The following is a 10,788-nucleotide window of genomic DNA, read 5'->3' on the forward strand; positions in this document are numbered from 1 at the left end:
GCCCCAGTTCAGGAAGAACATCATGAAAGGCTACTGTGGACTATCCGTTTTACTGCTGGCGCTGCTGGGCGGCCCGGTGCACGCCGCCTGCGACAAGGGGGTGGCGCTCAGGCTGGCCAAGGCGTTCTGGAGCGAGCACAAGGATTTCTATTACGCCGATCCGGCGCCGCTCAAGGCGCTGCTCACCCCCGACTTCTTTGCCGTGCTGAGCAGCGAGGCCGAGTGCAACGCCGACGGCGAGGTGTGTGCCATCGATGCAGACCCCTGGATCAACGCCCAGGATGGCGAGGTGAGCGAACCCGTCAGCTTCACCCTGGCCAAGGAGCAAGAGCAAGGGGTAACGGTCAGGATGCACTATCTGTTCGCCCTCTCCGACGCCCAGAAAGAGCCGCAGACCGTCAGCCTCCACTTTCAGAAGAGCGGCGACAACCGCTGCTACCTGATGGATGACTTCATCCCCCCTGGCGATGGCTCCCTCAAACAGCGCCTGCGCCAGTGGCAGAACCACAACGCCATCGAGTTGCAATAAAAAACCCCCGCCATACAGGCGGGGGTTTTGCATTCAGCCGGGCCACACGCATCAGCGCCGGGCCCATGGCGAGGTCACTCCTCTACCGCCTCCGACTGAGGCTCTTCAGTACGGATCTGCTGCAGCTCTTCGACCCTGGCCTGCCATTTGTCGTGGGCCTGTTTGCGCTCCTGTTGCTTGAACTCTTCGCGCATGGTGTCGATATTTTGGGCCAAATTTTCCATCAGGATGTCTCCTTACATCTGGGTGAACATGACAAGTAAAACGGGTTGACGGCACACTCCGCATCAAGGGCGTTGGCCTGTCGGTTCATCAAGTTTGACTTCCGGTTTGCCAAAACTGTCCAACTAAATAAACGATTGGATATGCACAAAGCAATCTAAAAAATGATTAAACGTCTCTCGTAAAACCATCTAAATGAGCTCAAAAGGCTCGCTTTCCGCTCCTGTGCATGAGATGTAAACCATTAAATATCAGTATCTTAAAGTGATCTCGTAGCGAGTTCACACGCCCTTTTCAAGGCGCCGATTATGCACTAATTTTTCACGCCCCGTGTTTTCGTCCCTTGCAGCCCCGCCACCATAAGCGCCGCCCAGAGCCAGGCAGCCGCTTTTGCCGAGCGGCTCACAGTTTTGCTGACCACGGGAGCACACAAATCTCCATCCTTCAGCCCACAAAGAGCAGACCACCCAACCGTCGACTGGTGATGAATTGCCCCCACACCAAGAATAATCATCTGTTTTTAAAGCTTTTTTTGTTCATCACCCGCGGTCTTTACTAACCGAACAAAATGCGAGCAGGGTCACAGGCAGGCGCCATCAACACAAAAATCCAGTAAAGGGCACATATGTCCGATTTCGGCCGAGGCACTTGGGAGAAACAATAGGCAGGTCAACCAGTTACACCACCGTTTTCAACAGGACCCGTTCCATTCGGACGGCACCAGCCAGGAGAGAACCATGCTCACCACCCTGATAGATGAAGGATTGATCTGCCTCGATCTTGCGGCCCGCGACAAGCAGGCGCTGTTTGTCGAACTGGCCGAGAGGCTCAAGGCCAGCGGCAAGATAGCCAGTCAGGAGCAGTTTGTGCGCGACCTCTGGGCGCGAGAGGCGCTCGACAACACCGGCTTCGAACAGGGGGTGGCCCTGCCCCACGCCAAGAGCGCGGCGGTGCGAGAGCCTGCCATCGTGGTCGGCATCAGCCGCCAGGGCATCGACTACGGCGCCGAGGATGGCGAGCCCTCCAAGCTGTTCTTCATGATTGCCTCCCCGGCCGGCGGCGCCAACCACCATATCGAGGTGCTGGCCGAGCTCTCCACCAAGCTGCTGGAACCCGGTTTCATCGCCAGCATGCAGGCGGCCACCAGCCACGCCGAGGTACTCGCCTTGCTGGCCGCACCAGGGCCGTCCGCAGCCCCGGCCGCCCCCGCCCAAGCGCAACCTGCCCAGCCGGCAGAGCCGCAGGAGCGCGGCATCAAGGCCCCGCTCAACACCCTCAAGCAGCATTTGCTGTTTGGCACCTCTCACATGATCCCCTTCATCGTCGCGGGGGGCGTGCTGCTGTCGCTGTCGGTGATGATCAGCGGCAAGGGCGCCGTGCCCGAGGCGGGCGTGCTCAAGGACATGGCCGACATGGGGATTGCCGGGCTCACCCTGTTTACCGCCGTGCTGGGCGGCTACATCGCCTACTCCATGGCGGACAAACCGGGCCTGGCCCCCGGCATGATCGGCTCCTGGATTGCCGTGCAGCAGTTTCACACCGGTTTTCTCGGCGCCATCCTGGTGGGCTTTATCGCCGGCCTCATCGTCAACCAGCTCAAACGCATCAAGCTGCCGGACTCCATGAGTTCGCTCGGCTCCATCTTCATCTATCCGCTGATCGGCACCTTCCTGGTGTGCGGCATCGTCATGTGGGTGATCGGCGCCCCCATCGCCGCCATGATGGAGGGGATGAATCACTGGCTCTCCGGCATGGCGGGTTCTGGCAAGGTGATGCTGGGGGCCATCCTCGGTGGCATGACCGCCTTTGACATGGGCGGCCCCATCAACAAGGTGGCCACCCTGTTCGCCCAGACCCAGGTCAACACCCAGCCCTGGCTGATGGGCGGGGTCGGCATCGCCATCTGCGTACCGCCGCTCGGCATGGCGCTGGCCACCCTGCTCTCCCCCAAGCGCTACAAGAAAGAGGAGCGTGAAGCGGGCAAGGCGGCCGCCATCATGGGCATGATCGGCATCAGCGAGGGGGCCATTCCGTTTGCCGCCGCCGACCCGGTGCGGGTCATCCCGGCCATCGTCGCAGGCGGCATCGTCGGCAACATCACCGGCTTTCTGATGCACAGCATCAACCACGCCCCCTGGGGTGGCTGGATCGTACTGCCGGTGGTGGAGGGCAAGATGGGCTATATCCTCGGCACCCTGCTCGGCGCCCTCACCACGGCCCTTATCGTCAACCTGCTGAAAAAGCCGGTCAGTGACACCGAAGAGAGCAGCGAGCGCCAGGAGGAGTACCAGATCATCGAGGCGGAAGGGGAAGCCGAGGTGCTGGCCATCACCGCCTGCCCCTCCGGCGTGGCCCACACCTTCCTGGCCGCCAAGAGCCTGCAAAAGGCGGCCGCCAAGGCCGGCATCAAGCTCAAAGTGGAAACCCAGGGCGCCAACGGCATCATCAACCGCATCAGCGCCAAGGACGTGGCAAACGCCCGCTGCGTCATCCTGGCCCACGATGTGGCCATCAAGAACAGGGAGCGCTTCGCCCATATCGAGGTCATCGATGTGAAGACCCGGGAGGCCATCCACAACCCGGAGGGGCTGCTGGCCCGCACCCGGCCGGGGCGTCAGGTGGCCTGATAACGGACTTGAGAGTACCTGCGACAGAAGGGGCCGAGGGCCCCTTCTTTTATCCCGGCATCAGGCAGCAAGCCCTTCGTCAGCCGCCCGAACGGGGATGGCGACCTCACCCACAGGATCGATAAGATAGGAGCCATATTGTGCCTTCCCCTGCCAGCCGGCCTGGCGACCACACATGGACGGAGCCTTGCACAGATGGATCTGACGGATGTACGGCTCACCCTGCCCCTGTGCCTCGCCCACCATCCCGAATGCGCCACCGACGATAGTGAAAACGCCAGCTGCTGTGCCTGCGGCAAGGTGCTGTTTCGCAGCCGTGTCATTCTCTGATCCAGGCCCCTTATCGCGTTTTTTCACCAAGGAGTTACATCATGGACCTCTTATGGCTGTTCAGCCTGCTTGCCCTTGCGGCCAGCCTCTATGCCATGCGTTTCTGGGACAGGCGCCACGCCCACCCCGACTGGCTGCGCCTGCCCACTCGCGCCGAGTACCTGAGCGCCCATCCCGAGTGTGCCTGCGGGGATACGCTCAGCGCCCGCTGCTGTGCCTGCGGCTCGGACAAGGTGCTCGGTCACCCCCAGACCGGCTGGTTTGATCACCGCTTTCGCCATACCTGCCTCGCCTGCGGCAAGGTGTTGTTTCGCACCGAAGAGCCACGCTAAATGGCCTCCCCAAATGCAACGAGCCGCCCTTGAGGCGGCCCGCTGATGGTGTCTCCCTTCCATTAATCCCTCAATAGTTCGGTGAGCGCGCCGATCAGGGCGTCAAGCCCCTGGTCAACCTTCGAGCGTGGGCAGCCGACGTTGAGGCGGATATAGCCTGTGCCTTCGGGGCCATAGGTGTCGCCGCGCATGATGGCGACCCGGTATTTCTCCACCAGCAAGGCTTGCAGCGCATCCATCCGCTCGGTGGTGTCGATGCCGAGGCCGTTCAAGTCAATCCAGGCGAGATAGGTTCCCTCGGGCACCCGATAGTCAATGGCGGGGAAGGCGGCGTTGAGCCGCGCCGCCACATGAGCGAGATTGCCGTGCAGATAGCTTTTCAGGGCATCGAGCCAGGCGGCGCCGTCCCGATAGGCGCTGATATGGGCCAGCACCCCGAGAATGGAGGGCGATGAGAGGCCATGGGCCGCCTTGAGCCGCTGCAGATAGGCGGCCCGCGCCCCAGCGTTGGCGATAAAGGCATAGGCGCCGCCAAGGGCCGGAATATTGAAGGATTTGGAGCCCGAGCTCACCAGTGCCCAGCTGTCATCCGGCGCCACCTCGCTCCACGGCAGGTAGCGGGCAAAGCTCACATCCATATGGATGTCGTCCGAGATGACCTTGACCCCGTGACGCTGGCAAATGTCGGCCATCCGGCCCAGTTCATCCCGCGTCCAGACCCGGCCGGTGGGGTTGTGGGGGCTGCAGAGCAGCAAAATCCGGCAATCAGGGCGGGCCGCTTGCTGCTCGAAACATTCCCAGTCGATCTGGTAACTCCCCTCTGCTTTTTTGAGCGGGCAAGGCAGCAGCACCCGGTCGTTGGCGGCCAGCATATTGCCGAAGGCGTCGTAGGCCGGGGTGTGCACCAGCACTCCCTCACCCGGCGCCGACCAGAGGCTCACCAGCTGGGCAATCACATAGATGACCGAAGGGCCGTAAACCAGCGTCTCGGGGTCGAGGCTCGCGCCGTAGCGGTGGGCAAACCAGTTGCTCACCGCCCCCTTGAAGTCGTCGTGATTCCAGCGGCTGTAGCCAAATACCCCGTGCTCAAGGCGGGTTGCCAGGGTCTGGCAAATGCAGGGGGCGGTCTCGACATCCATGTCGGAGATGGTAAAGGGGAGCAGGTCGGCATGGCCAAAACGGTCGGCGACATAGTCCCACTGGGTGCAGTAGGTGCCGTGGCGGTCGACCACGCGGTCGAAGTCATAAATATCGTGCATGAAGTTTCTCCCTCCATAAACAGGAGACATATTTGGAGAGGCAAACAAGGGGGGCTTGCGCCCCCCGTTCGGTTCTTATTGGCCGGTTCAGGCCCCCATCAGGCTCTGCAGCTGGTTTTTCACCAGATGTACCTGCGGGCCGATCACCACCTGCAGGTTGTGCTCGTCGAGCTTGATCACCCCGATGGCGCCGTTCGCTTTCAATACCTTGTCATCGACCCGGCTCATGTCCTGCACCGACATCCGCAGGCGGGTGATGCAGTTATCGAGCGCCAGAATGTTATCGGCGCCGCCCAGGGCGTTGAGGATGATTTCACCGTTGTAACCGCTGTTACCGGCCTTCTTGCCTGCGGGCTGGGCAGCCTCGCTGGTTTCGATTTCACGGCCAGGGGTTTTGAGGTTAAAGCGCACGATGGCGAAGCGGAACACGCTGTAGTAGATGGCAAACCAGATGGCGGCCGCGACCGGCACCAGATACCACTTGGTGGCGGTACCTTGCAGCACGCCGAACACCAGAAAATCGATGAGGTTGCCGTCGGTGTTGCCGATGGTGACGCCGAGCAGCCCCATGGTCATAAAGCCCAGACCCGTCAGGATGGCGTGAATGACGTAGAGCACCGGCGCCACGAACAGGAACAGGAACTCCAGCGGCTCGGTGATGCCGCCGATGACGCAGGCCACCACGCCGGAGACCAGCAGCGCCTTGATCTTGCCGCGATTTTCCGGGCGAGCGCAGTGATACATGGCGAGCGCCGCACCCGGCAGGCCGCCGAGGAAGGCAGGCATCTTGCCCTGGGAGAGGAAGGAGGTGGCAGAGACCGAGAAGCCGGTGGTGTCGGCGCAGGAGAGCTCGGCGTAGAAGATATTGAGGGCGCCGCTCACCTCGTGACCGCATACCAGCTGGGTGCCGCCCGCTTCGGTAAAGCGGATCAGCGCCACCAGAATGTGGTGCAGGCCGAGTGGCAGCAGCAGACGCTCACCGGTACCGAACAGGAAGGGGCCGAAGGGACCGGCGTGGGAGATGAGCGCCCCGATACCGTTGATGCCGGCAGCAAACCAGGGCCAGACGAACGGCACGACCAAGCCGACCACACCCAGCACCAGTGCGGTGATGATGGGCACGAAGCGGGCACCGCCGAAGAAGGCGAGCGCATCGGGCATCTTGTAGGTGTAGAAACGGGCATGGAGCTTCGCGACGATCACCCCGACGATGATGGCCCCCAGAATCCCGGTGTCGATGGAGCTGATACCGAGGATCGATTTCACCCCGTAGGCCTTCTCCGCCGCCGCGTCACCGATGACGTTGGCCACGGTCAGGTAGAAGTTGATGGAGAGGTTGAGCGCCGCATAGCCGACGAAACCGGCAAAGGCCGCAACCCCCTTCTCTTCTCGCGCCAGCCCGAGCGGAATGGCCACCGCAAACATCACCGGCAGGTAGATAAAGGCCACCAGCCCCACCTTGGTCATCCAGAGGAACAGTAGTTGCAGCACGGTATTGTCGAGGAAGGGCATGCTCTGCTTGACCGCATCGCTGGTGAGCGAGCTGCCGACACCGAGCAAAATGCCCGAGAAGGCCAGCAGGGCGACCGGCAACATAAAGGTCTTGCCGAGGCTCTGCAGGAACTCCCAGATGGTGGATTTGGCTTGAGGCTTGGCCATGAAACGGCTCCTTGTGAATAGACAGCAATGTCTGCGGCTGCCCTCCCCCGCTCGAGGCAATCTCGAAGCAAAAGGCGCGGGTCAGCATCAGGTTTTGCTGGATGATAAAACGTTTTATCAACTTACAAGTGCCGACATGATCACAGAATAAGGGGGCTGACTGGCAGCAGGATCCAAATTTGTGAGCCGGATCGGCCAGATGGTGATGTAACGTTTCACTTGGCAACCCAAGCAGGTATGCTGGGGCCTCTCTCTCAACTGTCCGTCGTCCATTCGCCCTATGTCGCCCAAATCCCTCTCTGCCAAAGCCACCAAGATCACCGATGTCGCCCAGCGGGCGGGAGTGTCGGTCACCACCGTCTCCATGGTGCTCAACGGCAAGGGGCGCATCTCCCCAGCCACCGCCGAGCGGGTGCAACAGGCGATAAAAGAGCTCGACTATGTGCCCAACAGCGCCGCCGCCAACCTGCGCAGCCAGCAATCCAATCTGGTGGGGCTGATCCTGCGCGACATCACCGACCCCTTCTATACCGAGGTAACCGCCGGGGTGAGCGAGGTGCTGGAGCAGCAGGGCTATCTGCTGTTTTTGACCCAGTGCGGCCACAGCCCGGAGCGGCTGCAGCAGAGCATCCACTCCCTGTCACGGCAGGGGGTGGCGGGCATCATCTTCAATCCGGTGCGCGGCGCGGCGGCCAAAACCCTGGAGACCCTGCTCGACTCCGAACTGCCGGTGGTGTGCGCCGCCCGCTCCTACTATCGGGATGACGTCGACTTTATCGGCCCCGACAACACCCACGCCGCCCAACAGGCCACCACCTATCTGATCGAGCAGGGGCACCGCCATATCGCCTACGTCGGCGGGCGGGCCGACTCCCTCACCCGCGCCGAGCGCATCGGCGGCTACTGCGCCAGCCTGCTGCAATATGGCCTGCCCTTCAAACTGGAGTGGGTACTGGAGTGCGAGCGCACCCAGCGCAGCGCCGCCGACACCATCGCCCAGCTGCTGCACCAGCACCCCAAGGTGACCGCCGTGCTCTGCCACTACCCCGAGGTGGCGCTCGGCGCCATCTATGGCGTCGAGGCGAGCGGCCGCACCGTGGGCAAGGACAACTACATCGGCCAGCAGGTGGCCCTGCTCGGTTTTGACGACGTGGCAGAGGCCGAACTCACCTCCCCCGCCCTCACCTTCGTCAGCTCACCAGCCCGCGAAATCGGCCGTCAGGCGGCAAGACGACTGCTGACCCGGATGCAGCAACCAGAGCTCGCCCCCAACCGCCATATCATCACCCCCAACTTGCAGAAGCGGGCGTCGGCCTGAGTTGGCAAGGCAGGTCCGTCTGCAGCAGACCGAATTTGCCATATCGTCACCGCTCATCAGCAAACCGCAAAAACGGGCATCGGCTTGAGGCCCCCTGTTGCGGCGCCAGGCAAGGGGGTGTTGTGGTCAAGCAGAAAAGCGCGGGCGCAAAAATGTGAGCCTGCTCACTGGGTTGGCAAGGAGATATTGAGAGCCAAGTGGAGAGGAATATGATGGGCACCCACTCTCTTCACGAGCCCCTGTATGAGCAACCCGCACGGCCAGAACCCGCCGAGTGAAATCCATCGCTGTGACAAATGCCGGGAGCGCACCCGCCATATCGTGGTGCTGGTCGCCCGCGATCACACTCAGGACATCATGCCCAAGGATCCGCGCAAAGCCTTCTGGCAAGCTTTTACTTCCAGCAGTATCACCAACTGGGCGTTTGGCGAAACGCTGGCTTACCAGGCCACCCATGTAAAGCACCTGATTTGCGAGCGCTGCGGCGAGAAGTTTCTGGAATATTGAGGCCCAGAAGACGGCGCCCCCGGACAGTCAGAGCGAGATAAAAGAGAAATAAAGATGACCTTTGTCGAGATGGCCCCCGGTCAACTGCCGCTGGCGCTGCTGCTGGAGGCCGATCCCGCAGAGCAGCGCATTGCCACCTATCTGTCCGGCGCCTGGGGCTTTGCCGCCCTGGCGGGCAACGAGGTAGTGGGCGCCTGTGTGGCGGGTCTGGTGGGGGAGCAAACGGCCGAGATCTTCAATATCTCCGTTGCCCCCAATCGCCAGCGGCAAGGCATCGGCTCCGGCCTGCTGCGCTTCGTGCTGATCAGCCTGGCCGGGAAAGGGGTACACCGCGTCGAGCTCGGTACCGGCAGCTTCGGCCACCAGCTCACCTATTACCAGCGCCACGGCTTTCGCGTGGATGGCGTCATCAAGGATCACTTCCTTATCCACTATCCGGAGCCCTTGATGGAGCACGGTATCCAGCACAAGGATATGCTGCGGCTTTCACTGATGCTGGAACCCAATAACCCGCTCCATAGCGGCCAGTAACCCGTTGCTACCGGTGGGCGGCAGCCAACACATCATCCTTACCAAGCAATTTATTGATCTGTGGCTGGTTTTTATCAGCCTCTTGTTTTGCCACCCAGTCACCTTGGTTAAGATGTCCACTTGGCAACCATTCTTGCAGAGACACATCTGTGCAGCCGTTTCGCCATCCACCACATCGCCGGATGACCGCAGCAGGCTGGAGGCTGTAATCCACGGGCGGTAGCGTGGGGTTTGGCCTCTCTATACAGCTCAATATACAAGTGGTCGAAGCGTAGAAACTGGTGCTGACACAAGAAATCACACCGCTTATTTTCTTTAGCCAGAATGTAGATGATTTCAATAATTGTGATATTTATCGTCATTTCCAAGGACGATTGAAGTCGATGTTAATTTTTAAACAACAATTTTTTGGCGATTAAACCACCAACACAAATTAAGATGATACTGTGGCAGACTATATAAACAAAAACATTCTTAGCCAGGCTTACATTCATGTTGAGCCGAGAGGAATGGAAACAGATGAGCAGTTAGAATTATTCAAGGAAAATTTAAGAAGGTTTTCCTTAACTCGCACTGAGTTCTTTTTATCTGAAGGTCTTGATATCAATATTGAGTTTGAAGATGGCTCAATAAAAGCTCGTGTAACTGTGATTGGCACACTAATGCTTCTACTTCAAGGCATTAGTTCTTATAAAGATTTCAGAGAGGGCCTTCAACTTCTGTATTCTGATGCAAAATGGTTATCGGATGCCATCATATCGGAATCTTTATATCAAACTAAGGCAAAACACCACGATGTAATCAGAGTGGAAGCTAGAACTGGAATTATTGGTTCCATTCATAAAGTATTTAATAAACTGGAAAGCATTAAACGCGGAGCAAAAGGAGCTATGCTCGCCACTGACATTGTAGATAAGATTGATGACGTGCAAGATGAAATATTAAAGTTAATGGATAATATCTGTGATTTAGCTGATAAGGATTTGGTCGCAAAAGAATGCATTATTTTGGTTAAGGAGCTACCAGAAACACCTGTACCACCCAAAGATAAAGAAAATAAAATTTATGCTATCGACGAGTACAGACGCAAAAAATCAAATCTAATCGGCGAGATAGAAATCCATCTAATGGCTGATGAGTAAAATAAAATTATCTATAACGCAGATGTGCGGTGATACCAAATTTGACCATAAATCCTGATAGCCCGTAGGTTCGAATAGCGAAGCGTATTCGGACATTCGCGTCATCACCTCTACTTTCCAGCCTCCAGATATCTGTTCCAGAAAAGAGCACTCAAAGATGAAACGAATTCTGATTATTGGCAACTCGGGATCGGGCAAGAGCGGGTTGGCGGCTCGATGGGCTGAGCGGTTGACTATCCACGAGGTCAATCTGGATGTACAGATCTAGTTATCACCTGACACCGGCCTCAAACCGGTGTCTTGTTTACGCTACTTTAGTGCGCACTTCCTTC

The 10,788-nt window shown here is 59.1% G+C and carries 11 protein-coding genes and 1 pseudogene; 9 read left to right on the forward strand and 3 right to left on the reverse strand.

Translation table 11 applies throughout. The annotated features are described in order from the left end of the window. Positions 1-22 precede the first annotated feature (22 nt). Complete coding sequence (locus tag G5134_RS09640; protein ID WP_017766110.1) at positions 23-529, forward strand: hypothetical protein; 507 nt, start codon at positions 23-25, stop codon at positions 527-529. Positions 530-603: 74 nt separating this feature from the next. Here G5134_RS09640 and G5134_RS09645 read toward each other — a convergent pair whose 3' ends face one another. Beyond that, positions 604-753, reverse strand: coding sequence for a hypothetical protein (locus tag G5134_RS09645; protein WP_081050850.1), 150 nt, complete (start codon positions 751-753; stop codon positions 604-606). A gap of 735 nt (positions 754-1,488) precedes the next feature. Here G5134_RS09645 and G5134_RS09650 point away from each other — a divergent pair. From G5134_RS09650 to G5134_RS09660, 3 genes are all read left to right on the forward strand, one after another. Beyond that, positions 1,489-3,378: a PTS fructose transporter subunit EIIC gene (locus G5134_RS09650; protein WP_065017913.1), complete on the forward strand. Its 1,890-nt coding sequence runs from the start codon at positions 1,489-1,491 to the stop codon at positions 3,376-3,378. 195 nt (positions 3,379-3,573) lie between these two features. Then, positions 3,574-3,708: a hypothetical protein gene (locus G5134_RS09655; RefSeq protein WP_268038277.1), complete on the forward strand. Its 135-nt coding sequence runs from the start codon at positions 3,574-3,576 to the stop codon at positions 3,706-3,708. 41 nt (positions 3,709-3,749) lie between these two features. Next, on the forward strand, positions 3,750-4,040 hold the full coding sequence (locus G5134_RS09660; protein WP_065017915.1) for a hypothetical protein: 291 nt from the start codon (positions 3,750-3,752) through the stop codon (positions 4,038-4,040). A 62-nt stretch (positions 4,041-4,102) separates the two neighbouring features. On the opposite strand, the gene G5134_RS09665 is transcribed toward G5134_RS09660, so the two are convergent. Next, positions 4,103-5,299, reverse strand: coding sequence for a MalY/PatB family protein (locus G5134_RS09665; protein ID WP_065017916.1), 1,197 nt, complete (start codon positions 5,297-5,299; stop codon positions 4,103-4,105). An 87-nt stretch (positions 5,300-5,386) separates the two neighbouring features. Then, on the reverse strand, positions 5,387-6,958 hold the full coding sequence (gene malX / locus G5134_RS09670; RefSeq protein ID WP_065017917.1) for a maltose/glucose-specific PTS transporter subunit IIBC: 1,572 nt from the start codon (positions 6,956-6,958) through the stop codon (positions 5,387-5,389). 280 nt (positions 6,959-7,238) lie between these two features. Here malX and G5134_RS09675 point away from each other — a divergent pair, with 280 nt between their 5' ends. From G5134_RS09675 to G5134_RS09695, 5 genes and pseudogenes are all read left to right on the forward strand, one after another. After that, complete coding sequence (locus tag G5134_RS09675; protein ID WP_065017918.1) at positions 7,239-8,276, forward strand: Mal regulon transcriptional regulator MalI; 1,038 nt, start codon at positions 7,239-7,241, stop codon at positions 8,274-8,276. Between the two features lie 243 nt (positions 8,277-8,519). Further along, positions 8,520-8,783, forward strand: coding sequence for a hypothetical protein (locus G5134_RS09680; RefSeq protein ID WP_065017919.1), 264 nt, complete (start codon positions 8,520-8,522; stop codon positions 8,781-8,783). A gap of 54 nt (positions 8,784-8,837) precedes the next feature. Then, positions 8,838-9,314, forward strand: a complete 477-nt coding sequence (locus G5134_RS09685; protein ID WP_065017920.1) for a GNAT family N-acetyltransferase — start codon at positions 8,838-8,840, stop codon at positions 9,312-9,314. Positions 9,315-9,760: 446 nt separating this feature from the next. Further along, positions 9,761-10,456 (forward strand): hypothetical protein, encoded by a 696-nt coding sequence (locus G5134_RS09690; protein WP_065017921.1) that lies wholly within the window; start codon positions 9,761-9,763, stop codon positions 10,454-10,456. 157 nt (positions 10,457-10,613) lie between these two features. After that, positions 10,614-10,712 (forward strand): annotated as a pseudogene (locus G5134_RS09695) (AAA family ATPase); the annotation flags it as partial. Positions 10,713-10,788: the final 76 nt, after the last annotated feature.

This window comes from Aeromonas sp. 600276 (genome assembly GCF_049175815.1).
In the GTDB taxonomy this organism is placed as follows: Bacteria; Pseudomonadota; Gammaproteobacteria; order Enterobacterales; family Aeromonadaceae; genus Aeromonas; species Aeromonas dhakensis.